The sequence below is a fragment of the Algoriphagus sediminis genome (assembly GCF_030403435.1).
GTDB lineage: Bacteria > Bacteroidota > Bacteroidia > Cytophagales > Cyclobacteriaceae > Algoriphagus > Algoriphagus sediminis.
Map to the genome: position 1 here is coordinate 1 of NZ_JAUEPH010000001.1, position 25,258 is coordinate 25,258.

Consider the following 25,258-nt stretch of genomic DNA (forward strand, 5'->3'; position numbering starts at 1 on the left):
GGCTACTGAAGTTCCTGCCGGAAGTGTACCCGAGATCACAATGCTCTTCTCGGTACCATCGAAGACAAAGCTTCCATCATCAAAGGTAATTCCTGTAATATCGGCCGGAGTGATCGTCAGATCAGCGGTCAACACCAGATCATTGAAATTGCTTCCTGTGATCGTGGCCGTTGCTTCCTGAGTTCCAACATCCGTTCTGGTGTTGTTTGCATAGGCTACCGAAGTTCCTGCCGGAAGTGTACCCGAGATCACAATGCTCTTCTCTGTACCATCGAAGACAAAGCTTCCATCATCAAATGTAACTCCTGTAATATCTGCCGGAGTGATCGTCAGATCAGCGGTCAATACCAGATCATTGAAGTTGCTTCCTGTGATCGTGGCTGTAGCCTCCTGAGTTCCCACATCCGTTCTGGTGTTATTTGCATAGGCTACCGAAGTTCCTGCCGGAAGTGTACCCGAGATCACAATGCTCTTCTCGGTGCCATCGAAGACAAAGCTTCCATCATCAAAGGTGATTCCTGCAATTTCGGCTGGAGCTACAACCAAATCTCCATTGATAAAGGAAATATCGTAGTTGTCTGCAGTCAATCCACTTGGGACTATCTCATCCACATAAGTTCCAACATCAGCGGTAGTACTCGCGTCGATGCCGCCTACGGAACTCAATACAAGAGCTCCACCTAACACCCCTTCATTCTGGCCATTGAGGAATCCAGAGTAGGAAACCTTGTCAATATCCAAAGTAAGAACAGTTCCAAAGGCCTTGGATTGACTCAGTGCAGTGACTGTCAATGGAGCTTTGGTCACCTGAAGATCTCCATTAATAAATGTGATATCATAATTGTCTGCAGTTAATCCACTTGGTGCAATCTCGTCTACATAGGTAGCCACATCTGCCGTAGCACTTGCATCAACGCCCCCTACAGAAGTTAGAATGAATCCTCCACCAAGTACCGTCTCATCCTCTCCATTTACAAAGCCGGAATAACTTACTTGATCCGTATCCAGGGTAAGCATTGAACCATACACTTTTGACTGAGTCAAGGCCGTAACCTGAAGCGGTGCCGGAGTGATCGTCAAATTAGCTTTGAGTTCTAACGTAGTATAGTTCGGTGCACTGATTGTCGCAGTTACCTCTTGGGTTCCTACAACCGTACGCTCGTTATTTACATAGGTATCCGAGGCGTTTGGTGGGAATGTACCAGATGCGAATGGTAGAGATTTGGAAGTTCCATCATACACGAAGCTACCTCCATTAAACACAACTCCGGTAATCGGTGCAGGGGTTATTTCAAAGTCGGCTGGAGTAAAGTTGATTGAATACTTATTCCCTGCATCCAGCGTTCCCAGTCCAACGGAATAATTACCCACATTTTCTCCAGGAGCTCGCTCCAGCGACCCTGTTAGAATTGCTTCCGTATCCCCTCCTTCGAAACCAGTAGCTGTAAAGGTGAATACAGGATCTGCAGTATTAAATACTTTGCTTTGACCAGGATTAACTGTGATGTCTAGTATTAATTGTGATCCATTAATTTCCACAGTCTCTGGTGCACTAGTATTCACCCCATCGCTTACCGTAATGGTCAGCGTGTAATCGAGGTTACCAGTATTGATATCATCGGTATCATTAATAGTGATTTCTCCTGTATTGGGATCAATAGCGAATGGAGGATCAGCATCTCCATCATTGCTGACATTGCCAGCTGTTATTGTCCAGCTCTGGAAGGTCGTTGGAGTTACATCTCCGTCTGTCGCTAAAACAGTTCCAAGTGAGGTGGTATTTGGATCCCCTGCTTTAACTGCAAAAACTTGATTAGGACTAATAATTGGGGCTACATCATTGACATCAGTCACATTAATGATCACCTCTTCAGCAGCACTGGTATTAGTTCCATCAGTGACAGTCAATTCTAATACATATTGAGTATTAGATTCAAAGTCAAGGTTTGAATTATCGACAACACTTAGTTCCCCAGTACCAGAGTCAATACCAAATATTCCATCGTCATTTCCAGATGATATCATCCAACTCTGGAATACAGTCCCTGCATCTGTATCGGTAGCCAGGATAGTTCCTATCAGACTATTATTCGCAGCATTTTCAGCCAAATTAAATGATTGGCCTGCAACAACTAAAGGAGTTTCATCATTGTCAGCAATTGTAAGGGTTGCTTGGCTAGGAGTTCCTACCTGGACGGAAGCATTATCTGTCCCAGTCAATGTCAATATCACTTCCTCATCATTTTCATCCAAGTCATCACCAATCACAGGTACTGTAATTGTTACAGAGTTTGTATTCGCAGGGAAGACAAAGCTAGTTCCCAAATTAACATAATCAGTTCCTGGTATGGCTGTACCTTCAATAGTAAAGGTAACTGTAGTATTGGTAGCAAACTGACTACTTGTAGATACTGTGAAAACACCATTCGTATTGTCTTCAGCTGCTTGAGTCGTCGCTGAAATCGAAAGTTCGGCTGTATCATCATTCAAAATCGTAACGGTAGCCTCATCAGAAATATCTATATCACTTGTCGAAACAAAAGTAGGAGCGAGATCACTCATGGTAATAAGCACCGTTTTGTCAGCTTCAACAACGCCATCAGCTATCGGAGTAACATTAAATGACTCAGTTTCTCCAGGAGTTCCTGCAAAGCTAATAGTACCTGACACAGTTGAATAATCTACATTCCCTATTGCTGTACCATCTAGAGAGGTATAATTCACATTAAATCCTCCACTAACCGGATTATCAAGGGTCAAGGTGACGGTAATTGGACCATCATCCTCATTTCCACTAACATCAGCTATCGTTACTGTGGCAGTATCGTCATTAGTGATGGTGATCGTACCCGTATCGGTAATATTTATATCGCCACCGGCTACTATCGTTGGGATCAATCCACTCATACTGATGGATACCGTTTCATCTAATTCTACTTTGCTATCATCAGTAATCGGAACTTGGAAAGTTTGAATTTCCCCTGCAGTACCTGCAAATGTTAGAGTAGTGATTACCGATGTATAATCTCCGTCAGCTGCGGTAGCTGTTCCGTCTGTGGTATTAACGTTGACCGTAAATCCACCTTGAACCGCTTTATCTAAAGTGACACTGATAGTTGCATTTCCATCAGACTCATTCACTGTGACATCGGCAATAGTGACAGCAGCTTGATCATCGTTAGTAATGGTACCTGTTCCGGTAGCATCTGCTATTATGACATCAGTTCCTGTAGCATTAGATAGGGTAAGGGTAAGGGTCTCATCAATCTCTACTGTTTCATCACCGATAACGCTGATGTCTACTGTTTTACTAGATTCTCCAGCAAAAAAGGAAAGAGTGGTAGCTCCAATTGCGGTGTAATCAGATCCTGCGGTTGCTGTTCCATCGGACGTCGCGAAGTCGACTGTAGCTCCTCCTGCCGGGGCCGGGGCACTTAAGGAAACAGTAAACTGTAAAGTTGAAGTACCTGCGTTGCCTTCAGCGATTGAAGGGTCACCTACTGAGAAAGATGCATCATCATCATTTATAATGGTGACAGTTGCACCGTCTGTTATATCTATATCCCCGGATGCTACAGTCCCGGCAACTACATTACTCATCTCTATAATCACCGTCTCGTTCGGTTCTGGAATGACATCTGCGGTAGGCGTCACCGTAAAGGTTTGAGTTTCCCCAGCCGTTCCAGCAAAGTTCAGGGTTTGACCGGCTAATGGAGTGTAATCACTATTTGCTGTGGTGGCAGTTCCATCTGTTGTACTCACATCAACGGTAAAGCCTCCATCAACTGCATTATCCAGTGTTACCGTCACCGTAATGGCGCCATCATCTTCATTTCCACTGACATCGGCAATAGTAACGGCAGCTTGATCATCGTTAATAAAAGTCAAGATTGCCCCATCAGTGATATCGATGTCAACACTAGGCACAGTCGCCGGGGACAGATCACTCATAGAAATGCTAACTGTCTCATCAGCCTCTACCTTGGTATCACCACCTATGGTAACATCAAATGTCTTTGACTCCCCAGTAGTCCCTGCAAAGGTTAGTTTTTGAGCCGTCACTGCGACGTAATCTGCATCTGCAGTCGTAGCCGTTCCATCAGCAGTACTCACATTCACATCAAATCCACCATCTACCGCATTATCTAAAGAGACTGTGATTGTGGCAGTTCCACTATTTTCATTTACTGCAACATCAGCAATAGTTACAGCAGCTTGATCATCATTTGTAATTGTTCCAGTCCCTGTTGCATCACCAATAATTACATCAGTTCCTGTTGGATTAGAGAGGGTAAGCGTTAAGGTTTCATCCACTTCTACTGTTTCATCACCCGCAACACTAACATCCACGGTTTTGCTGGTTTCACCAGCTAAGAAAGAAAGCGTAGTCGTTCCAATGGCAGTATAATCCGAACCTGCCGTGGCAGTTCCATTTGAAGTGGCATAATCCACTGTTGCTCCTCCTGCCGGGGCCGGATCACTCAAGGAAACGGTAAACTGTAAAGTTGAAGTACCTGCGTTGCCTTCAGCGACTGAAGGATCATTTACTGAGAAAGATGCATCATCATCATTTATAATGGTGACAGTTGCACCGTCTGTTACATCTATATCACCGGATGAAACAGTCCCTGGAACTACATTACTCATGCCTATAATCACCGTCTCGTTCGGTTCTGGTATGGCATCTGCGGTAGGCGTCACCGTAAAGGTTTGAGTTTCACCTGCTGTACCGGCAAAAGTTAAGGTTTGACCGACAGGAAAGTAATCACTATCTGCTGTAGTAGCTGTACCACCAACTGTGCTTACATCAACCGTAAAGCCTCCGTCAACCGGATTATCTAGGGTAGCCGTTATGGTTATCGCACCATCATCTTCATTACCGCTGACATCGGCAATAGTTACCGTTGCTTGATCATCGTTAATAATAGTCAAGATTGCTACATCAGTGATATCGATGTCACCATTAGGCACAGTCGCCGGTGATATACCACTCATGGATATACTTACCGTCTCATCTGCTTCCACCTTGGTATCACTGCCAAGCGTAATGTTAAAAGTCTCCGACTCACCTGCCGTTCCTGCAAAGGTCAGCGTTTGTGCCGTCACGGCTGTGTAATCACCATCGGCTGTAGTAGCAGTTCCATCAGCAGTATTCACATTCACATCAAATCCACCATCTACTGCATTATCTAAAGAGACTGTGATTGTGGCAGTTCCACTATTTTCATTCACTGTGACATCGGCAATAGTGACAGCAGCTTGATCATCATCGATAATCTGCACATCTACAGACTTATTCGCTCCTATAGTCGCACCAGAGGCACTCGATATAGTTGCAGTAAAAGATTCATCTGCTTCCACGAGTTCATCCGGGATAGAAGTAATAGAAATAAAACCCGATGTACTTCCGATAGGAATAGAAATACTTATATTTCCAATGTAGTCTACCCCATTTCCAGCACTTCCTGTGAAAGCTATGAGAATGGTTTCATTCGCTGGAGCTGCTGAACTCAGGGTTGCGGTTATGGTGGCAGACCCTCCTGTTTCGTTAAAGGAATTTGTAGATGTGCTTAGGACAACTTCTGGAGTAAGCACTTTTTGAACATTATCATCCACCTCTGCTCCTTGATTTCCGGAAGTATCCGTTAGGACCACAGTCAGGGTTACGGTACCGGCTCCAAGACCACTTAAGTCTATCCCCGTAATCTGATCTGTTGCAGTGGTAAGCGTTCCATTACCAACCACAGCCGTACCTCCACCAGTGCTTGTAAATTCATAATTGTAGGTTGCACCTGGCTCACCGCCTGCAAAGGTGAAGCTGACATTACTCGCATTTGCATTAGTAATTGGGTCTTGGTCTATAGTAACACTATAGCCTGTTGGCGCTTCGAAATCAGCACAGAATTGAACATTATCCGCGGCTAAATAAACAAAAGTAGAAACCTCTATTTCTAAACGATCTACGAAGACCGCACTACGATCAGGACCACCTTCTGATGTAAGGTCAAATTCAAATGTAAAGAAGCCATTATTTCCATTCGCAGTTGATGTCGGGAATAGAGGACTCGGATTTCGAGTTATAGAGAATAATTGTGTAGAATTGCCATTTTCGTAGCCACGAATCGTGATTGAGCCATCATTTGTAGGTGTACTACCTCCAACGATAGATGAAAGGTAAAAATCAATTCTCTCGAACCTTACCGCCTCAGAAGTAGAATTCAAAATATATGTACCAGAGCCAGAATTTTCTATGAATTCACTTGAATTACCGGCGCCAAAGCCAAATTGAGATTTCACTGCCCAGTTTCCAGTTAGCGTAAAGTTTTTACCGTTTGAGGTGAAAGAGGTCTCACCACCGCTTAATGACTCAAAGGTTTCTATAAAACAGGATCCCACCAGGTGTACCTGCCCTCCACTAAAGTCAAAGGGAGGCGTATTGCCAAGTCCGTCAGCAATATCCGTATTGGCTTTTAGATTAACTTTAATTGATCCTTCTCCACTTATCCCTGTGACAGAAAGAATGTAATTAGAACCAGATCCAGAAAGGCTAGTTATTGCACCTGTGGCCGTACCAGTTGGAATTAATTCAAAATCATCCTGGCTAACATTCAGGGCAACCTCATCAAAAGTAACCTCATAATTCACCGCAGCTGAAGTGGAAACAGGGTTTCCTACTAAGTCAATGCTTTGAACAGCTGGGGCTTGAGTATCTGTTGCTGCCGCAGCCTCGCAGAAATTAAAATTATCGATTGCCAGCTCAAGGAATCCTCCAGAGATGCTAAATACTAGTTCATCTACATTGGTATTTCTATAGTTTGCAGCACCGTCAGTAGCAAAGTCTAGTGTGAAGAATCCATTATTTGTAGTCGTGGTCGTTGGAAAACCCGAGTTCTTGGTAATGATGAATTGACTCTCCCCTCCATTTTTCCCTTCCACAGTCAGAGTTCCAACTGCGGTAGGATTATTTCCACTCAAATCTGATAGGAAAAGATCCACTGTTTTCATTGTGAAGTCCTCCGTATTGGTAATAGAGAATGATCCAGCTGAATTATTATTGATCACATACCCGGAAGATGAACCTGCACCAAACCCACTACGTTTTTCTATTTCCAATCCGGTACCTAGGTTAAAGGTCTTGCCATTGTCGCTGAAGGTGATGGCAGCATCAGTTTCTGTTTCAAAAGTCTCCACAAAACAAGGTCCTACAAAGTGTAATTGTCCAGAGGTAAATGCAGGCGTACCCGTATTACCATTATCGTTCTGGATATCTGTTCCTGCTTTTAAATCGAGCCTGACAGTCCCATCTCCAGCTAAATTGTTTACAGCAACAGTGTATGAAGATCCGCTACCGCTAACAGCACCAATACTACCTGAAGTACCGGCTGTCGTCAGCTGAAAATCATCTGATGTAACATTAACGGCATTCTTCGAGAAGGTCACGGCATAAGTAACAGATGCAGCAGTGGTCAATGGAGCACCGACCAATGAAATATCCGTAACTACAGGAGGGTCGTTTACTCCCGTATTAACCTCAGGTCCAAAAGAAAAATTATCGATTAGAACATATAGGTCAGTGCCTTCTATTCGAATTTCATCGACAGAATTAAAATCAGTGTTAGTGGCAAAATTTTTAGCCCCAGTAGTACGACTGTCAAAATTTAAGTTAACTGTCGCCCCAACTTGAACACCATCCTTAAAAGCCTTCACAGTTCCAGAGGTAGAAGAACAATCACACCCCTCCTGTAACCATATACTTAAAAGTTGAAAATCTGAATTATCCGCTTTAGTAATTCTCCAGCCTGTAACACCACCTGGAGTGAGGTTTGTATCATCCAGTGCCCGAGTACCATTAAACCCCTGATCAAATGAACTGACTAAAGCACCACTATTTGAACCTGAAAATATCTGAAAAGTAACACCTGAATTAGTGTAAGTATTTGTTCCATTCAATGAATTTAGAGTAGGGGTAAGAATTTCATCAAAAGTGACTGTAGTCTGCGCCTTTATCTCAATCGAAAAAGAAGACCATAGAAAAAATAAACTTGTAAAAATTAAAAAATGACGAGCCATAACGTTACGATTTGAAATAAACTAATTACACTTTAGGATCTGCTTGGGAAAATCCCTTGTAGACATATTATATAGTTTGTGACTAAAAAAGGATTTCGAAGATTGAAGGACTGATTTCCACCGGAATTTCCGACCACGGAGCCAAAATTTGCATTACCAGCAGAGTTATATGCATCCACAGGAATCTTTGGTGCACCCCTTTCTACTTCGACTTCAGCTTTTCCGAAGGCTTTCCCGGCAGGAGACCGCTGATCTGCCGCCTGATTACTCACATTAACAGGATGGGTATGCGAAGGCATTTCCAATACATTCAATGTATGTGTTTCTTGGCCACCCTTTTGACCTTCCCTTATGTTAGAAAGCCCTGGCCCTGTCCCCACCCCAATAGGTGCTCGTCCTCTCAAATCGGGAAGGGCGAATGTAGTTCGCCCATCTCCACCATAGATGGTACCTAAAATTGAAAAAAGTGCCGTGTTTTGGGAAATTGGCAATAATTGACCCTGGCAAAGGGCCCAGCTTCGAGGTGCAAAGTTCCCTCCAAAAAGCCTTACTTCTCCTATCATTCCTTCCATAATTATTTTTGTTTTAAAGGTTAAAAATTAGCTTCGGCTAGGGAAGACACCCTGTAAAGCGATTATATAATGCAAGCCTAAAAATGGATTGCGGACATCTATTTGTTGTCCACCTCCCACTTGGGAAAGAGCATCAGGTGCCATCTGAGCATTGGGAGTATTGGCATAGATGTCCACAGGAATTGGTGTTTGTCCCCTTTCAGCTTCTGTCTGCGCCTGTGCAGGAGCTCCTGTAGATGGATCTGATGTACTGGCTGTTGTATTATTAGCAACCATTGCATGATTGTGCAAAGGCATTTCAGTTACATTAAGGGCCTTCCTTTCTATACCTGCATTTTCGCCTTGCCTTATATTAGATAATCCAGGACCTTGTCCTTGAGAGTTAGGAAACCTTCCTCTTAAATCCGGTAAGGCAAAGGTCGTTCTTCCGTCCCCCCCATAAATTGTACCTAATAAAGAAAATAGGGCTTGATTTTGACTTATTGGTAATAGTTGCCCCTGGCAAAAAGCCCATCCTCTCGGGGCAAAATTCCCTGCGAAAATTCTTATTTCTGCTAGCGTTGGATTCATTAGATTTTATTTTTAAAAGTTGAAAAATTATGACCTTGAAGGAAAAATCCCGAAAAGACAAATAATATATCTTAAACCCAAATAGGGGTTTTTTACACTGAATGGCTGACCACCTCCGGTATTTCCGACACTATTCGCTGCCATTGGTGTCTGGTTAGCTACATTACCATAAGCATCCACTGGGACGGGAGTAGCTCCGCGCTCCACTTCTGTTTGTGCTTTCGCCACATATCTTCCAGAAGGATCAGAACTATCCCCTGCACTTGAACTTACTTTCATCGTATGGTTATGTGAGGGCAGGTTCGTAATGTTTAGTTGAACCTGCTCTGCCCCAGCCCGTGAACCTAATCTAAAATCCGCAAGACCAGGACCATTGCCTTCACCAATTGAAACCCGTCCTCTGAGATCCGGGAGAGCAAAAGTTGTTCTGCCATCACCTCCATAAATGGTCCCTAAAATTGAAAATAAAGCTGTATTCTGGGAAATGGGTAACAGCTGCCCCGAACAATCAGCCCAATTTCTTGGCGGGAAATTACCCCCAAAGAGCCGGATTTCTCCTATTGTACCTTCCATTGAAAAATTATTTAAGTTGAAAATTTAATTATTTGATGAATCTTAGTTCCATGACGATCTTTATTGAGGATTACTCCTATTTCTTTATCTGATTTTGATCGTAATTGTAAAAAGGCTGTCTTCCCATTTTTATCTGGGTATGCATATAACCTGGTCTCTTTTATTTTATCACTGATTGAAAAAAATGAATCAATTTTGCTTGTTTCTGAAATGAAGTCACTCACGGAAAGTAATGGAAATCGCTTTTCTGGATTTTCGACCATACATAAAACTTCGTCGCAGAATTTTTCAGACTTCAAGAATTCAGCTTTCTCATTAGCCATTGTTGCTATCTCAAGAAATGACTGTTTGGGGTCCGCAAATGAAATTCCGATGATCCCGATTTTTTTTTCTTCACTTTTTCTTATTGTATAAGGCTGAACTAATGACTGATTCTCTAAGCATGTGATATCTAAATTGCTATTCACCAAAGGAATATTTGAATTCGAAACACTTTCTGAAAGAGATTCACTATCCATCCTATATAAGTCATCTCCAAATAGCGCCACTGATACCCGAAGACTTTCGGGAACTTTCCTGTTGTACCCTTTGACTTTGTCGAATTGGTCTACACCTAAAACAAGTGGAGATTTATTTTTATACGCCTTTATTAAGTCTTCAAAGATACTTTTCTCCAACTCCTTTGCTTGAAAAGTTGAAGAGTTGAATTGCATTTTAGGTTCGTTTCCAAAACCAGGTAAACTCGGTAAAGAAAATAAAACAACCAATGCCGCCGAATCCCTTAAAAATTTTCTTCGATTATTCTCCATAAAAAAATCTTTGCGAGAATGTAGTGATAAACTCGATGATTGCCAAAAGAATTAACTCTTGAAAAATTTTATCTTCGAATTAATAACTTACAAATAGTAGAATTACTAGATTAAATAGAATGAATTTCATCCTAAACCAAAATATCCTTCGTAGTAACTCCCAAAGCTGCAAACTTCTGAGAGCTGATATAAGACTGATCAACTTTCAAAATATTTATCCTAAGACATTTGAAGTCGGAGCACAGTACAAATACCCCGTAAGTTCCATCTGAGTAGATAATGGAGCCTGGGCTAAATGCACCTTGATTATCCATATCTGCTGGACTGACTTCCATAATCCGAATAATCCCACCTCGAAAGGAGGTAATTGCCCCACCATAAGCGGGATTACAGGCATTGACCAAATATTCAATTTCCTGGCTACTTTGCTTTCGCCAATCAATTCGTATTTCTTCACCCGTTGGTTTGCCTAGCGGTTTAGGGTTTATCGGGATATCCCCTATCCCATCCAATCCTGACTCAATTGAAGTCAGCAGCCTGGGTAGCTCCAGGGCAACAGTATTCGCCAGTCTTGCCCCAAGTAATCCATAATTTTCACCAGGGAAAATCTGTACAATCTTTTTAGACAGAGCTATTCCAGAATCCCAGTTCTCGTCTATCTGGTGGAAGGTAATTTCATTTTGTTTTTCACCATTTTTCAATGTCCAGAATAAGGGATCAGGGCCAGCATATTTTGGAAGTGAACCAAAATGAATATTAATCACTCCCTTTGGAAAAGCATCAATAATGTGTTTTGGAATTAGCTTCTTAAATCCCAGCATTAGTCCCAGATCAATCTTTTGATCTTGAATAATTTGAACTAAATCCCCATCATTTGACCATGGTATAATATCCCATTTCTGGCTCTCCATGGCTTCTACGAGTTCAGTTCTCTTTTTGGCGTCCCTCTCTGTAACGACTACACCTCCGAGTTGGGTGGTTATGGAAAGCTGGTAAAGTGAAGACAGGCTCCAAATACTATTGGTGAAAAAAAGTACTTTCATGTTTTATTTATCAATTAAAATCACCTCTTGGTAAAACCCCAAATCAAATCTTAGTACAATAATGGAAGATAAGTTGATTTCAGCAATTTTGGAGTTTTTAAAAGAAACGGTGTAAAAATAAATTCATGATCACCAGGGATAGCTGAAGCCATCAAAATGTGATGATCTTTACCTGACTGGGCTGTGAGAGGTAGTATCGCCCAATCACCTTCATAGTTCTGCCGTACAAAATGACCAACACAGTATTCGTTTTCTAAGGCGATTAACTCCTCTTTAAGCTTTACAGAGTCAAACTTAAAAGGTAACCTCGCCAAATCCGGCAGGACGATATCATCATTCATAGTGATTTCTTGATTGGCACTTTCATTTATAGATGGATTCGGTGAAAAATTGGATTAACCATAAGTATTGACTCCACGCCAATATATCAAAAAGGCAATAAGCCATTCCTCACATTGGTTAAGGCTGGCTGAGTTTATTTGTTATTTTTGCAACTTCAATAGATTTTAAGGCTTCATGTAAGTAGCATTTTGAACTTACCTGAAGGGAAAACAAACCAACATGAATGATATAATCCAGGTCATTAATGACATCGTCTGGAGCGACGCACTTATTGTACTTTGCCTCGGTGCCGGCATCTTCTTCTCAATCAAAACCAAATTTCTTCAGGTTACCTTCTTTCGGGAAATGATTTCCTTGCTTTTCAGGGGAAAAGCTTCTGATCAGGGTGTGTCCTCCTTTCAGGCTTTTGCCATCGCCATCTCAGGCCGGGTAGGAACAGGAAATATTGCAGGCGTGGCAACTGCCATAGCTATGGGCGGTCCCGGTGCGATCTTTTGGATGTGGGTGATCGCTTTTCTTGGAGCTTCCTCAGCATTCATAGAATCCACTTTAGGCCAGATTTACAAAGAAGTGGATGATGGACAATACCGTGGTGGACCAGCCTTCTACATAGAAAAAGGCCTAAAAATTAAATGGTATGCAATGGTTTTTGCTTTTGCCACCATTATGGCCACTGCCCTCTTTATGCCGGGTGTTCAAAGTAATAGTATAGCTCTAAGTGTGGAAAATGCATTTGGGATAGATCCTTTCTACACGGCCATAGTTGTGACAGCATGTCTTGCGGTGATTATCATCGGAGGTGTAAGGAGAATCAGTATTGTCGCTGAAATCGTAGTTCCCATCATGGCAGCAGCCTATATTTTTATGGCTTTGTTGATTATTGGTATAAATATTACCGAGGTTCCGGCGATTTTTGGATTGATAATCAAATCCGCATTTAATCTAGAGGCTGCCTTCAGTGGTGTATTTGGTATGGCCATCGCCTGGGGTGTAAAAAGAGGTATTTACTCAAATGAAGCAGGACAGGGAACTGCTCCTCATGCCGCTTCTGCAGCTGAGGTAAGCCATCCGGTAAAGCAAGGCTTGGTTCAGGCTTTCTCAGTCTATGTGGATACGATTTTCGTCTGTACCGCTACAGCTCTGATGATTCTATTTACGGGACAGTATAATGTAGAAAATCCTGATGGAGGGTACATAGTCGAAAATCTTCCTGGGGTGGAGTTTGGACCTGAGTATACCCAATTTGCTATTGCAAGTGAATTCCCAACCATCGGGCAAGGATTTATCGCCATTTCCTTGTTTTTCTTTGCCTTTACTACGGTTCTCGCCTATTACTATATTGCTGAAACCAACCTTACTTACTTGTTCAGAGGAAAGAGCAATAAAATTGCTTTAAATGCGCTAAGGGTTTTAATATTGGCTGCTACTTTCTATGGATGTGTGAAAACAGCTGAAGCAGCCTGGATGCTTGGAGATATCGGTGTGGGATTAATGGCCTGGTTAAACATTGTTGCTATTTTCTTACTTCGCAAGCCTGCATTGAAAGCATTTGAAGATTACAAAAGGCAGAAAAAGGAAGGAAAAGATCCCGTTTTCAAAGCATCTGAAAATGGAATAGAAAACGCAGATTTCTGGAAATAATCAAAAGGCTCCTAATTTTAATTGGAGCCTTTTTTTAGCCCTATTTTCTTCTTCAGAATTGACCAATAATTTTCATTTTCCTCGATAATTTTCACCGAGTCACTTAGCAGAAATCCATAGGCTTTGTAATCATCGCTTTGCTCCAAAGTCAACTTGATCACGCCAATTAACGGGATACAAAGAACCATCCCAGATACTCCCCAAAGCCATCCTCCAAAAAGGATTGCGAGGACTACCGCGAGTGCATTGACCTTGACCTGAGATCCTACCACTGTGGGAGTGATTATATTATTCTCGAATAGCTGCAAGCCCCAAAGCACCAACATAGTTAAGAGTGGATAAATCAAAGAATCTGTGGTTAAAAACATAAAGAAAATAGCCACGGAAGAACTGATAATCACACCTACGTAAGGGATGGGGTTTAGCACCCCAACCAAAACAGCAAAAAGAATAAAATACTCACTTCCGATCAAGTAGAAATAGATACCTGAGAGTACCGACAGCATGATCGTTACTTTTACTAAACCAACCAAATAAGACTTAATCAGGTCACCCGTTGACCTAGCCCATCTGATCACCTGCTCATTCGGGTCATCTGAAACCTTAAGAAGGAAACTTGTGAAAAAATCCTTGTAGTACATTAAAAGGAAAACATAGAGAGGCACAATACCGCCAAGCGTAATAGACTTACCTGTAGCAAAAAGAGTTCTGCTCAGATTTTCCACGCTTAACATTTCCATTAAGCCAATACTTTCAAGAGAACCCTCAACATCTAGATTAAAAAAGTCAAGTATATCCTTGAGGTAGGTATTTGATTTTGATTTGAGCTGCTCCCCTATTTCTGGAATATCTCTTGCCAGATTAATAACCTGATTAAAAAGAACATATAATACTCCTATCACAAAGACGCTTACTACAAGGATACTGATGACTATAGCCAAGGCCCTAGGAACTCGTTTCAACTCAAGCCAGTGAGCCATAGGGTACAAGGCGAAAGCAAAAAAAACGCCCCATAGAAGTGGTACAAAAAGAAAGGCTCCTTCTTTCAAAATGATCACGCCAAAAACAATAAGCATGGCGGCATAGGCCCATTGCTGAAGTCTGCTGGTATTCATGATTATCCATTCAGCACATTCTTTCGGCCTTAACCCATAAGGATTCAAGACTGGTGCTAATTTTTAATTATATTCCCTTGCTTCAATCTATTCAATTTATTTTCACTATGAAAAAATTTCAATTAACCCTAGGCTTCTTTTTAATAAGCCTAGTTGCTTTTGGCCAATTTGGTACTGATAGCTTACCCGTCTACAGTGAGGTTATGCAGAAAACACTCAAGGCCGCCATCACCTATCCTAATAGCTACCAAGAAGGGAATTCTCGATATCCCGTTCTTTATCTCTTGCACGGAGGTAGCGGAGCCTTTGATGATTGGCATAGAAAAGTGACTGAGAAGGGATTGGTTCAGCGAATGGCAAATGAATATGATTTGATAATAGTTACTCCAGGTGTGGGACCCTCCTCATACTATTTTGACAGTCCACTGCTGGATTCAGTGCAGTATGCCACTTACATGATCAAAGAATTAATCCCCTTTATCGATTCAAAATTCAGAACTATTGCGAAAAAGGAATCCAGAGCGATTACCGGGCTGTCCATGGGTGGTCATGGAGCAATAACCTTAGCAGCTAAAAACCCTGATTTATTCATTGCTGCAGGATCGATGAGTGGGGTAATGAACATTGATACGAGATTGTGGAAAGTTCCAGAGAATTTTAGGAAAAGTAGACAAGGGCAGCAGTTGGCAATGCTCGGGAAAATTCAGTACGATGCTCCATTCTCTAAGTATACAGCTGTAGGACTGGTACCCGAATTACAAAAGGCAGAACTAGCTCTAATTATCGATTGTGGAGTGGATGATTTCCTCATTGAAACCAACCGACAGATGCATAAACTGCTTTTAGACAAAAAGGTAGATCATGAATATATCGAGCGCCCCGGTGCCCACACCTGGCCATATTGGACTGAGGCATTACCCGTTCATATGGTGTTTTTTGACAAGTATTTAAAAAGAAATTAGAAAGCGAAGCTGATCTTTCTTCATCAGGGTCTATTTTCAGGCTTCCATTGCAAAATCACCCATGCACAAATTTGATTCAATTCGTCCTTTCTATGATTCTGAAGTAAACAAGGCTATCCAGTCTATCATCAATGACCCCATGCTGGAGGCCATGATGAAATTCACCTTTCCGGAGGATGAAAATATGACCTGGAAGCTTCTGATGCTTCACACGCATTCTCTGAGAGATTTCCAGATAAACTTTATTTATCCTGGGCTTAAAAAGGTTTTAGAAAAAAGCTCCGAAGGACTGACTTTTTCGGGTTTTGAAAAGCTAGAACCAAACACCGCATACCTTTTTATCTCAAACCACAGGGACATCGTTCTTGACACCTCCCTGCTCAATAGTTGTCTGTATGAAAATGGTCTGGTGATGACCACTTCCGCCATCGGGGATAATCTGGTAAAAAGGCCATTTTTAAATACCCTGAGCCGGTTGAATAGAAACTTTGTTATCGAACGCGGTGCTCAAGGCAGGAAATTACTTGAAAATTCGAATCTGGTTTCTTCATACATTCATAATGCCATTCTCCATGAAAACAGGAGTGTTTGGACCGCACAGCGTGAAGGCCGAAGCAAGGATGGAAATGATCTCACACATAAAGGGGTCTTGAAGATGTTGACTTTGGCCCATGAGGGCCAAAATCCATTTGATTCTTTCAAAGAGCTAAAACTGGTTCCGGTTTCAATTTCCTATGAATATGACCCTACTGATATCCTGAAACTTCCTGAACTAATTGCAAAATCATTGGGTGAAAAGTACATCAAAAGTGAGAATGAAGATTTCCTGAATCTTCTTCGGGGAATTATCGGAACCAAAAAACACATCCACATTCATGTTCATGGAACCATTGAAGATGATTTGGACCAAATCAATCAGGAAGATGGAAATCTATCAGAAAAGCTAACCCTTCTTACTGAGGTGATCGACAGGTACATCCTCCAAGGGTATAAGCTTTGGCCTAGCAAATACATAGCTTGTGATTTATTGAATAATTCAGATCGCTATTCTGACCAATATACAGCAGAGGAAAAACAGGCTTTTATGACCAGATTTGAAGAAAAGGTAAAAACCGATGACCCAGTCACCCGACAAAATTTCCTTTCGATGTATGCCAATCCCGTAGTCAATAAGGAAAAGTTAAGCGCGTCTCAAGAATGAAAAAGATATCCTTTTTAATCGTATTAGGATTTTTGCTAGGTTCAATGGCTTTTGCCCAAGAAAAAAAGCCTATTGGTCAAATCATCACCCCTATAGGGGAAATTTGGATAGAACTAGACGAAAGGACACCAAATCATAAGGCCAGTTTCATCGAACTGGCAGAGGCAGGATATTGGGATTCCTTGAGTTTTAATCGGGTCATCCCAAATTTTGTAGCCCAGGGTGGTTGTCCAGATACCCCTGAGGGATTTAATGATCCCGAATATTTGCTTGAACCTGAATTTGACCCCGAATTAAAACACATCTATGGAGCTGTGGGTGCAGGTCGGGATGGAAATCCAGATAAGCTTTCTGCTAGATGTCAGTTCTATATCGTCCAAAATAAAGATGGACTTGCGAGGTTAGATGGCGATTATACAGTCTTTGGGAAGGTTATTAAAGGTATGGATATCGTGGACCGGATTGTCAATGTGCCACGAGATGAAACAGACGAACCCGAAACCAGAGTTTCGCTGGATGTAAACATCATTTACTTATCCATGGAAGAAATAAAAAAGCAGAATTAACCCTAACTTTTATAGTCTAAAAACCACATATGAATACTTCAACACCAATCCGAATATTAGTCGTTGGCTGCGGAAACATGGGGGCTTCTCACGCTGCAGCTTATCATAAAATGCCTCAGTTTGAAATATGTGGGCTTGTATCTCGTGGGAAAAGTAAAGAATTATTAAATGAAAAATTAGGAGGTAATTATCCTTTATTTACAGATTACGAAGAAGCATTAGCCTTAAGTAAACCAGATGCAGTTTGCATCTCTACTTATCCTGATACCCATGAAGACTTTGCACTTAAAGCGCTAGAAGCAAGTTGCCATATTTTCATCGAAAAACCATTAGCAGACAGTATTGAGGGATGCGAAAAAATAGTGGATACAGCCAAAATAACCGGCAAAAAAGTGGTGGTCGGATATATACTCAGGCACCATCCATCCTGGATTCGATTCATTGAAGAATCCAGAAACCTTGGAAAGCCGCTGGTCATGAGAATGAACCTTAACCAGCAAAGCCAGGGATATATGTGGGACGTACATCGAAATCTGATGAAAAGTCTGAGTCCGATTGTAGATTGCGGGGTTCATTACATAGATGTGATGTGCCAAATGACCAGATCCAAACCTATCTCAGTTTCAGCTATTGGTGCTCGACTGAGCGAGGATGTAGCGGAGGATAATTATAATTACGGGCAACTGCAGATTCGATTTGATGATGGGTCCGTGGGATGGTATGAAGCTGGATGGGGGCCCATGATCAGTGAAACTGCATTCTTTGTAAAGGATGTTTTCGGACCTAAGGGATCTGTCTCTATTGTGGCCAAAGATGCAGGGGCTTCAGGAAAATCAGATGATGTGGATAGTCATACTAAAACTGAATCCATCAGAGTTCATCATGCCGACATAGATGAAAAAAATAATTTCACTAAACCGGACACCTGGATCGATATGACTGATGAACCTGGACATCAGGAATTATGTGACCGAGAGCAGACTTATTTTCTTAAGGCAATCCAGGAGGATATTGATTTAACTGATCATCTGGATGATGCGGTAAATAGTTTACGTATTGCATTTGCTTGTGATGAATCTGTAAAAACAGGTCAAATCGTTCTACTTTAACCTAAAATCTATGAAAGGTAAAAATGTCATAATTACAGGAGGGGCCAATGGAATAGGGTTGGCTATGGTTAGAAAATTTGCCAAAGAAGGTTCTCACGTTTTTTTCCTTGACTGGAATGAGGAAGAAGGTGAGAAAGTGGAAGCCGAACTTAATGCTGAGGGTTTAAAAACTAAATTTATCCGATGTGATATCACGGACTCCAAGCAGGTTAAAAAGGCAATTGAGAAAACTCCAAAAACAATCGATGTGCTGATAAATAATGCAGGGATTTCGCATATCGGAAAAGTGGAAAGCACTTCAGAAGAAGATTTTGACCGTGTCTATCAGGTTAATGTTAAAGGTGCTTTTTTAGTTACTAGGCCTGTGATTTTAAAGATGAAGCAAAATGGAGGAGCTATTTTGAATATGGCATCCGTGGCAGCGACCATGGGGCTTCCTGATCGTTTTGCGTATTCTATGACGAAAGGCGCAATTCTTTCAATGACCTTGAGCATAGCTCGGGATTATGTTTCAGAAGGTATTCGATGCAATTGTCTTTCTCCTGGCCGGGTACACACACCTTTTGTAGATGGTTTTCTAGCCAAGAATTACCCTAGAAGAGAAAAGGAAATGTTTGAAAAACTAGCTGCCACTCAACCCATCGGTAGAATGGCAAAGCCAGAAGAAATTGCGGATTTTGGTTATTTTATATGTTCTGAAAAAGGTGGCTTTATCACCGGGGCGGATTACAATATTGATGGGGGATTTAAGGGATTGAAAGTTTAATTTATAATCTATTGCTATGAAGTTTATTCGATTTGGAGATTTTGGAAGTGAGCAGCCTGGGATTCAAGATGAAAATGGTTTAAATCTGGATTGCTCATCATTTGGAGAAGATTGGAACGAACATTTCTTTGCCAATGATGGCTTAAATAGACTCAATGACTGGCTGATCAGTCAAAAAGAAAACCTACCCCAAGTTCCTGCGAATGCGAGAATCGGGTCTCCAATCGCCAGACCTTCTAAAATTATCTGCATAGGGCTCAATTACCTTAAACATGCTCAAGAGGCAGGAATGGATGTACCGACCATTCCCATTGTTTTCATGAAGTCCTCATCTTCCTTATCTGGACCTTTCGATCCGATTTTAATACCTAAAAACTCGAAAAAAACGGATTGGGAAGTCGAGTTAGCAGTAATCATTGGAAAAAGGGCCAAATACGTTTCCAAAGCTGATGCCATGGATTATGTACTCGGATATGCTGTTCACAATGATGTGAGCGAAAGAGACTTTCAACTTAATCATGGAGGACAATGGGTGAAAGGGAAAAGCGCTGATAGCTTTGCTCCTCTAGGCCCTGTTTTAGTGACCAAGGACCAAATTCCTGACCCACATAATTTAAGACTTTGGCTAAAGTTAAATGGAAAAATACTTCAGGACAGCAATACCTCTGACCTTATTTTTGATATCCCTACGATTATAGAACACCTCAGCCAATACATGACTTTGCTGCCGGGAGATATTATTTCTACAGGCACACCTTCAGGGGTAGGAATGGGCTTAAATCCTCCAACCTATCTGGAAAAGGGGGATGTTATAGAATTGGGTATTGAAGGACTGGGGAAGGCTAGACAAATTGCTATGGAAGACCCTGAGGCATGAAAATAGATGCACACCAACATTTTTGGGAGTATGACCCAATCGAATACGATTGGATCACCTCTGAAATGAGTGTGATTGCAAAATCCTTTTTACCAAAAGATCTTGATTCAATTCTAGAGGATCATGGCATTGATGGATCGGTAGCAGTGCAAGCAAGAGAATGTCTGGCTGAAACAGATTTTTTATTAGAATTAGCCAAAGAGAACCCCAAAATTCTGGGGGTAGTCGGTTGGATAAAACTATTCGACCAAAATCTCGAATCAAATTTAGTTAAATACAGTCAAACCACTGATTTAAAAGGTTTTAGAGAGGTTTTACAGGCAAAGGATTCTAGCTTTTTTCTATGTGAAGGTTTTAAAAAGGGATTAAAAATTATCCTAAATAAAGGGTACAGATATGATATTCTGATTTTTGAACACCAGCTAGATTCTATCCAGGAATTAGTGAAGTCCAGTCCCGAAAAACCAATGGTAATTGATCATTTGGCCAAGCCAAAAATTAAATCAGGAGAGTGGAAGGAGTGGAAAAAGAAGATGGCTAGGCTAGCAGATCGAGAGTATCTCTTTTGTAAGATCTCCGGAATGGTTACTGAGGCAAATTGGCCGAAATGGAGTCAAGAACAGTTGAGCCCTTACATGGACATTGCCCTTGAATTGTTTGGACCTGATCGATTAATGTTCGGAAGTGATTGGCCTGTTTGTACCCTTGCGGGGACATACGAGAAGGTCTATGGCATTGTGGAGGAATTTTCGAATCAACTCTCAAAGGATGAGAAAGAGGCAATTTTCGGGGGGACAGCAAAAAGCTTTTATAAAATTGATAATAAATAAGTAGTCTATGGATCTGGGCCTGAAGGACAAAGTAATCATTATCACGGGAGGATCTCAGGGAATCGGAGCTGCCACAACCGACCTGGTTATCGAAGAAGGTGGCATTCCGGTAGTGATTGATCCTAATGTCAGGGAAGGTGAAAATCTGGAGAATAAACCAGGAATGTTTATTCAAAGGAAACTTGTAAAACCGAAGGATTCGGAAGCTTCAGTTTCTGAGATTATTCGACGTTTTGGTCGAATTGATGCGATTATCAATAATGCCGGAATCAATGATCAGGTCGGTTTGATGGAAGGCAGTCCAGAGCTATTCAGGGCTTCTCTTGAAAAGAACCTGACCCATTGCTATGACCTCATTCACTTTGCTTTGCCTCACCTGAAAAAAACCAAAGGCAGCATTGTGAATATTAGCAGTAAGACAGCAGTTACCGGGCAGGGCTCAACATCAGGCTATACTGCCTCCAAAGGTGGACTTCTGGCGCTTACACGAGAATGGGCGGTGGAGCTTCTCCCCTTCTCTATTCGGGTCAATGCGGTGATTCCTGCGGAGGTGGATACTCCACTTTATCAGCAATGGCTTGCTTCTTTCGAAAATCCAGATGAAAAACTTAAAGAGGTGTCATCTAAAATTCCACTGGAAAAACGTCTCACTAAACCTGAAGAAATCGCCTCCACAGTTCTTTTTTTGATTTCTAAAAGAGCCAGTCATATCACAGGCCAGCATCTTTTTGTGGATGGTGGCTACACCCACCTAGATCGATCACTATGAAAAAAGCCTCCCTGGTTCCAAAGGAATTACTCATTCCATTTATTCTAATCACCTCGCTATTTGCGCTATGGGGATTTGCGAATGATATCACCAACCCAATGGTGGCAGCATTTAAAAGGGTTTTAGAGCTAAATAATACGCAAGCCTCCTTTGTACAGCTTGCTTTCTACGGTGGTTATTTTACCATGGCTTTGCCTGCAGCCATATTCATTAAAAAATATTCTTACAAAACAGGAATTCTTTTAGGACTAGGCCTTTACGGGTTTGGAGCTCTTCTTTTTTACCCTGCTGCCGCATGGGAAAGCTATGGGTTCTTTCTTGCCTCTCTGTACATTCTCACTTTTGGACTTGCTTTCCTAGAAACCACTGCAAACCCATATATTCTTTCAATGGGCCCCGAAGAGACGGCCACACAGCGGTTAAATTTAGCTCAGGCTTTTAATCCAATGGGAGCGTTGGCCGGGCTTTTTGTTGCAAAACAATTTATTCTCAACTCCTTACAATCAAATGCTACGGATGAAAATGGAGTGATCATTTTTGAGAGTCTTGATGATTCGGCTAAAGCTGTCATCCGTTCAGCAGATCTCATGGTTATACGTAACCCTTATGTAATTCTTGGTTTGGTAGTGATTGGAATCCTAGTAATTATTGCCCTAGCCAAAATGCCAGAAAATAAGGAGAATGGAGTAAAAATTGACTTTTGGCCCACCATCAAAAGGCTTTTTCAGAACAGAAACTTTGTTGAGGGCACCTTCGCTCAGATGTTTTATGTAGGTGCACAAATTATGGTTTGGACCTACATCTATCAGTATGCTGAAGTGCTCGGAATTTCGAATGCCTCTGCCGTGAACTATGGATATGCTGCCTTGGTGGTATTCCTGATAGGTCGCTGGATTTGCACCTGGTTATTACGCTACATTTCATCAACAAAGCTTTTAGCCATATTCTCTTTGCTTGCCATGGCGTTTACACTTGGAGCGATATTCTTGCCAGGCTTAACTGGGCTTTACAGCTTAGTAGGAATCTCATTTGCCATGTCATTAATGTTTCCTACCATTTATGGGATTGCCCTGGAAGGCATGGGAGATGACTCCAAATTTGCTGCTGCCTTTTTAGTAATGGCTATTGTAGGTGGTGCGATCATGCCTACTCTTCAGGGAATGATTCTTGATCTCGGAGGAAGCAACTATGATGACCTTCAAATTCTAGGAGTCCCTGAAGTTAATTTCTCATTCATTTTGCCTTTTTTCTGTTTTTTGATGGTTTTGCTTTTCAGTTTACGGGTGAAAAAAAATTAATTATATCATGCGAAGAATTATACTCCTTTTATTCCTTAACTCCTTTGTTTTAAGCGCCTTTGGTCAAGATTTAAAACTTCCACTTTGGGAAGGAATGCCACCACTTCAATCAAATCTAAACTCCGAAGAAGAAAGAACCCAGGAAGGAATTTTAAGGATAAGTAAGGTTCAAATCCCGGAGATTGAAGTTTATTTCCCCACAAAGCAGATTCAAAATGGCCAGGCTGTTTTGATTTTACCTGGTGGAGGATATAGGATTTTAGCCTATGACTGGGAGGGGTCAGATTTTGCCAAGTGGTTTAATTCAGAGGGAATAACAGGTATTGTTTTGAAATACAGGCTTCCTGATCCGAAATCTCAATCAAGTCCAGAAGAAGTGCCATTGCTCGATGCTCAGCGGGCAATTCGATTGGTCAGACATCATGCTAAAGAATGGGGAATAGACCCAGATAAAATTGGGGTTATGGGATTTTCAGCTGGAGGGCATCTCGCTAGTACGCTGAGCACTCAATATGAGCTTGAACTCGATTTAGAAAAAGATGATATTGATAAGCTTTCAGCCAGACCGGATTTTTCAATATTAGTTTATCCGGTAATCTCCTTCAGGGATGCATCAACCCATTCCGGATCTAAAGAGGCACTGATCGGAAAGAATCCAAGTATTGAACTCCAGGATAGGTTTTCTGCGGAAATCAATGTTACTGACAAAACCCCCTCTACCTTCTTAGTCCATGCTCAAGATGATATGGCTGTACCTGTTCGAAACAGTATTTTATACTATCAATCTTTGGTGGAAAACGGAGTCCCTGCAACTATGCACCTCTATCCTAGCGGAGGGCATGGATTTGCTTTTGGGATCGGGAAAGGAACTGTGGAAAATTGGCGAATGGAATTGATTTCCTGGCTTAAAAACAATTAATCGATGAAGATTAAAACCATAGCTTTTGATGCGGACGACACACTTTGGGTCAATGAGCCATTTTTTAGAGAAGCGGAAGAAAAATTCGCCTCCTTGCTCGAGGACTATCTTCCCGTACATTCTAGCCTAAAGGAATTATACACCCGTGAAATAACCAACCTTCCGGTGTACGGTTACGGTATTAAGGGTTTTATGCTCTCCATGATTGAAACTGCCATGGAAATCACATCGAATAACCTTCCCGATCAGATGATTCAGAGCATCATTCAAATCGGAAGGGATATGCTGGCAAAACCTGTGGAATTACTCCCAGGAGTTGAAGAACTTCTACAAAAATTGAATGGGGATTTCCGTCTTGTATTGGCCACAAAGGGAGATTTACTGGATCAAGAAAGAAAACTAAAGAAATCAGGTTTGGAAAAGTATTTCCATCACATTGAAATAATGAGTGAGAAAAAGACTGCCAATTTCCAAAAGTTAGTAAAACACCTGGACATAGCTCCCAAACAATTTTTGATGGTGGGAAATAGCCTCAAATCCGATATTCTTCCTGTACTTGATCTGGGAGGACACGCCATTCATATCCCATTTCATATCACATGGGTCCATGAAAGAATAGAACATGAAGTCAAACATCCAAATTTTAGAGAGGCCGAAAAATTATCGGAGGTATTTGACTTAATTTCTGAAATGACTTAAGATCTTCTGGCACTGTTCCACTTGTCACGTGCACTTAATCCCTCGCTCGCATAGTTCCAATCTATACTTTCGAAGGAAAGCTCAATCACTTCAAAAAGGGGTACGCTTATGTTTACTGCACCTTCAAATTGGTTATGTAACTGCTGTGTAGAATGAGAAACTATCCTTGCCCCGCGGAGTGTACAGGTGTAAAAAATATCGCTTGTACCATCCATAGAAGGCCTCCAAAAACGAATGATCACTTCATGAAATACTCTTCCATCATATGCATTTTGCTTTATAATTGGAGTTGCCTTATCCACTTCCTTCCAAACTTTGACCGGTTCATGAATCTTTCTACCCGTTGATTTGCCGGATGTGGCATCTATAGGTCTGCTTACCGAGTATTCAAAAGCATTGGCCAGAGAAGTACCTTCTCTTCCCACTTGCTCACATGAGCCTTCAATTGGATTTCCGCTGTGATCAATAAATTTAATATCAAAATCCTGAGCCATAACGATAAAAATTATTGGTTAAAAGCAGAAGAT

The 25,258-nt window shown here is 41.6% G+C and carries 21 protein-coding genes; 12 read left to right on the top strand and 9 right to left on the bottom strand.

The features are described 5' to 3' along the window. The 7 genes from QVH07_RS00005 to QVH07_RS00035 all read right to left on the bottom strand — a co-directional run. Window positions 1-8,070 (bottom strand): Calx-beta domain-containing protein (locus QVH07_RS00005; protein WP_289998035.1); only part of this gene is annotated, 8,070 nt, incomplete at its 3' end. Window positions 8,071-8,102: 32 nt separating this feature from the next. Further along, window positions 8,103-8,642, bottom strand: coding sequence for a phage tail protein (locus QVH07_RS00010; RefSeq protein ID WP_289998036.1), 540 nt, complete (start codon window positions 8,640-8,642; stop codon window positions 8,103-8,105). Between the two features lie 27 nt (window positions 8,643-8,669). After that, entirely contained in the window at window positions 8,670-9,212 is a 543-nt protein-coding gene (locus tag QVH07_RS00015; RefSeq protein WP_289998037.1) for a phage tail protein, read from the bottom strand. Window positions 9,213-9,239: 27 nt separating this feature from the next. Continuing rightward, window positions 9,240-9,785, bottom strand: a complete 546-nt coding sequence (locus QVH07_RS00020) for a phage tail protein (protein WP_289998039.1) — start codon at window positions 9,783-9,785, stop codon at window positions 9,240-9,242. An 11-nt stretch (window positions 9,786-9,796) separates the two neighbouring features. Next, the gene (locus QVH07_RS00025) at window positions 9,797-10,594 is read right to left on the bottom strand and encodes a hypothetical protein (protein ID WP_289998040.1); all 798 of its coding nucleotides are present in this window, start codon (window positions 10,592-10,594) and stop codon (window positions 9,797-9,799) included. A 131-nt stretch (window positions 10,595-10,725) separates the two neighbouring features. Further along, complete coding sequence (locus QVH07_RS00030; RefSeq protein ID WP_289998041.1) at window positions 10,726-11,637, bottom strand: methionyl-tRNA formyltransferase; 912 nt, start codon at window positions 11,635-11,637, stop codon at window positions 10,726-10,728. A 50-nt stretch (window positions 11,638-11,687) separates the two neighbouring features. Then, complete coding sequence (locus QVH07_RS00035; RefSeq protein WP_289998042.1) at window positions 11,688-11,978, bottom strand: hypothetical protein; 291 nt, start codon at window positions 11,976-11,978, stop codon at window positions 11,688-11,690. A gap of 220 nt (window positions 11,979-12,198) precedes the next feature. Here QVH07_RS00035 and QVH07_RS00040 point away from each other — a divergent pair, with 220 nt between their 5' ends. Continuing rightward, the gene (locus QVH07_RS00040) at window positions 12,199-13,620 is read left to right on the top strand and encodes an alanine/glycine:cation symporter family protein (RefSeq protein ID WP_289998043.1); all 1,422 of its coding nucleotides are present in this window, start codon (window positions 12,199-12,201) and stop codon (window positions 13,618-13,620) included. A 17-nt stretch (window positions 13,621-13,637) separates the two neighbouring features. Here QVH07_RS00040 and QVH07_RS00045 read toward each other — a convergent pair whose 3' ends face one another. Continuing rightward, window positions 13,638-14,735: an AI-2E family transporter gene (locus QVH07_RS00045; protein WP_289998045.1), complete on the bottom strand. Its 1,098-nt coding sequence runs from the start codon at window positions 14,733-14,735 to the stop codon at window positions 13,638-13,640. 107 nt (window positions 14,736-14,842) lie between these two features. Here QVH07_RS00045 and QVH07_RS00050 point away from each other — a divergent pair, with 107 nt between their 5' ends. The 11 genes from QVH07_RS00050 (at window position 14,843) to QVH07_RS00100 (ending at window position 24,731) form a co-directional block, all read left to right on the top strand. Then, window positions 14,843-15,697 carry an alpha/beta hydrolase gene (locus tag QVH07_RS00050; protein WP_289998046.1) on the top strand — a complete coding sequence of 285 codons (855 nt, stop codon included), beginning with the start codon at window positions 14,843-14,845 and terminating at the stop codon, window positions 15,695-15,697. Between the two features lie 61 nt (window positions 15,698-15,758). Next, window positions 15,759-16,898, top strand: a complete 1,140-nt coding sequence (locus QVH07_RS00055) for a 1-acyl-sn-glycerol-3-phosphate acyltransferase (RefSeq protein WP_289998047.1) — start codon at window positions 15,759-15,761, stop codon at window positions 16,896-16,898. Next, window positions 16,895-17,464, top strand: coding sequence for a peptidylprolyl isomerase (locus QVH07_RS00060; RefSeq protein WP_289998048.1), 570 nt, complete (start codon window positions 16,895-16,897; stop codon window positions 17,462-17,464). The genes QVH07_RS00055 and QVH07_RS00060 overlap by 4 nt, the downstream gene beginning before the upstream one ends. Window positions 17,465-17,493: 29 nt before the next feature. After that, a complete protein-coding gene (locus QVH07_RS00065) occupies window positions 17,494-18,573 on the top strand; it encodes a Gfo/Idh/MocA family protein (protein ID WP_289998049.1) in 1,080 nt (359 codons plus the stop codon). 10 nt (window positions 18,574-18,583) lie between these two features. After that, on the top strand, window positions 18,584-19,339 hold the full coding sequence (locus QVH07_RS00070) for an SDR family NAD(P)-dependent oxidoreductase (protein WP_289998051.1): 756 nt from the start codon (window positions 18,584-18,586) through the stop codon (window positions 19,337-19,339). Between the two features lie 16 nt (window positions 19,340-19,355). Further along, window positions 19,356-20,216: a fumarylacetoacetate hydrolase family protein gene (locus QVH07_RS00075; RefSeq protein ID WP_289998052.1), complete on the top strand. Its 861-nt coding sequence runs from the start codon at window positions 19,356-19,358 to the stop codon at window positions 20,214-20,216. Further along, window positions 20,213-21,046, top strand: a complete 834-nt coding sequence (locus QVH07_RS00080; protein WP_289998053.1) for an amidohydrolase family protein — start codon at window positions 20,213-20,215, stop codon at window positions 21,044-21,046. Before QVH07_RS00075 ends, QVH07_RS00080 begins: the two co-directional genes overlap by 4 nt. 7 nt (window positions 21,047-21,053) lie before the next feature. Continuing rightward, window positions 21,054-21,815, top strand: a complete 762-nt coding sequence (locus tag QVH07_RS00085; RefSeq protein ID WP_289998054.1) for an L-fucose dehydrogenase — start codon at window positions 21,054-21,056, stop codon at window positions 21,813-21,815. Further along, on the top strand, window positions 21,812-23,113 hold the full coding sequence (fucP, locus tag QVH07_RS00090) for an L-fucose:H+ symporter permease (RefSeq protein WP_289998055.1): 1,302 nt from the start codon (window positions 21,812-21,814) through the stop codon (window positions 23,111-23,113). Before QVH07_RS00085 ends, fucP begins: the two co-directional genes overlap by 4 nt. Window positions 23,114-23,120: 7 nt before the next feature. Next, window positions 23,121-24,032 (top strand): alpha/beta hydrolase, encoded by a 912-nt coding sequence (locus QVH07_RS00095; protein WP_289998057.1) that lies wholly within the window; start codon window positions 23,121-23,123, stop codon window positions 24,030-24,032. A 3-nt stretch (window positions 24,033-24,035) separates the two neighbouring features. After that, window positions 24,036-24,731 carry an HAD family hydrolase gene (locus QVH07_RS00100; protein WP_289998059.1) on the top strand — a complete coding sequence of 232 codons (696 nt, stop codon included), beginning with the start codon at window positions 24,036-24,038 and terminating at the stop codon, window positions 24,729-24,731. Here QVH07_RS00100 and tssD read toward each other — a convergent pair. Next, the gene (gene tssD / locus QVH07_RS00105) at window positions 24,728-25,225 is read right to left on the bottom strand and encodes a type VI secretion system tube protein TssD (protein WP_289998060.1); all 498 of its coding nucleotides are present in this window, start codon (window positions 25,223-25,225) and stop codon (window positions 24,728-24,730) included. The genes QVH07_RS00100 and tssD overlap by 4 nt on opposite strands. Window positions 25,226-25,258 lie beyond the last annotated feature (33 nt).

What these genes read in the sequence shown, in the direction of transcription:
- QVH07_RS00025 (WP_289998040.1), bottom strand. Translation starts at nt 10,594, where the DNA reads ATGGAGAATAATCGAAGAAAATTTTTAAGGGATTCGGCGGCATTGGTT.
- QVH07_RS00100 (WP_289998059.1), top strand. Translation starts at nt 24,036, where the DNA reads ATGAAGATTAAAACCATAGCTTTTGATGCGGACGACACACTTTGGGTC.
- QVH07_RS00030 (WP_289998041.1), bottom strand. Translation starts at nt 11,637, where the DNA reads ATGAAAGTACTTTTTTTCACCAATAGTATTTGGAGCCTGTCTTCACTT.
- QVH07_RS00015 (WP_289998037.1), bottom strand. Translation starts at nt 9,212, where the DNA reads ATGAATCCAACGCTAGCAGAAATAAGAATTTTCGCAGGGAATTTTGCC.
- QVH07_RS00065 (WP_289998049.1), top strand. Translation starts at nt 17,494, where the DNA reads ATGAATACTTCAACACCAATCCGAATATTAGTCGTTGGCTGCGGAAAC.
- QVH07_RS00050 (WP_289998046.1), top strand. Translation starts at nt 14,843, where the DNA reads ATGAAAAAATTTCAATTAACCCTAGGCTTCTTTTTAATAAGCCTAGTT.
- QVH07_RS00085 (WP_289998054.1), top strand. Translation starts at nt 21,054, where the DNA reads ATGGATCTGGGCCTGAAGGACAAAGTAATCATTATCACGGGAGGATCT.
- QVH07_RS00075 (WP_289998052.1), top strand. Translation starts at nt 19,356, where the DNA reads ATGAAGTTTATTCGATTTGGAGATTTTGGAAGTGAGCAGCCTGGGATT.
- QVH07_RS00095 (WP_289998057.1), top strand. Translation starts at nt 23,121, where the DNA reads ATGCGAAGAATTATACTCCTTTTATTCCTTAACTCCTTTGTTTTAAGC.
- tssD (WP_289998060.1), bottom strand. Translation starts at nt 25,225, where the DNA reads ATGGCTCAGGATTTTGATATTAAATTTATTGATCACAGCGGAAATCCA.
- QVH07_RS00020 (WP_289998039.1), bottom strand. Translation starts at nt 9,785, where the DNA reads ATGGAAGGTACAATAGGAGAAATCCGGCTCTTTGGGGGTAATTTCCCG.
- QVH07_RS00010 (WP_289998036.1), bottom strand. Translation starts at nt 8,642, where the DNA reads ATGGAAGGAATGATAGGAGAAGTAAGGCTTTTTGGAGGGAACTTTGCA.
- QVH07_RS00060 (WP_289998048.1), top strand. Translation starts at nt 16,895, where the DNA reads ATGAAAAAGATATCCTTTTTAATCGTATTAGGATTTTTGCTAGGTTCA.
- QVH07_RS00045 (WP_289998045.1), bottom strand. Translation starts at nt 14,735, where the DNA reads ATGAATACCAGCAGACTTCAGCAATGGGCCTATGCCGCCATGCTTATT.
- QVH07_RS00070 (WP_289998051.1), top strand. Translation starts at nt 18,584, where the DNA reads ATGAAAGGTAAAAATGTCATAATTACAGGAGGGGCCAATGGAATAGGG.
- QVH07_RS00040 (WP_289998043.1), top strand. Translation starts at nt 12,199, where the DNA reads ATGAATGATATAATCCAGGTCATTAATGACATCGTCTGGAGCGACGCA.
- QVH07_RS00035 (WP_289998042.1), bottom strand. Translation starts at nt 11,978, where the DNA reads ATGAATGATGATATCGTCCTGCCGGATTTGGCGAGGTTACCTTTTAAG.
- QVH07_RS00080 (WP_289998053.1), top strand. Translation starts at nt 20,213, where the DNA reads ATGAAAATAGATGCACACCAACATTTTTGGGAGTATGACCCAATCGAA.
- QVH07_RS00055 (WP_289998047.1), top strand. Translation starts at nt 15,759, where the DNA reads ATGCACAAATTTGATTCAATTCGTCCTTTCTATGATTCTGAAGTAAAC.
- fucP (WP_289998055.1), top strand. Translation starts at nt 21,812, where the DNA reads ATGAAAAAAGCCTCCCTGGTTCCAAAGGAATTACTCATTCCATTTATT.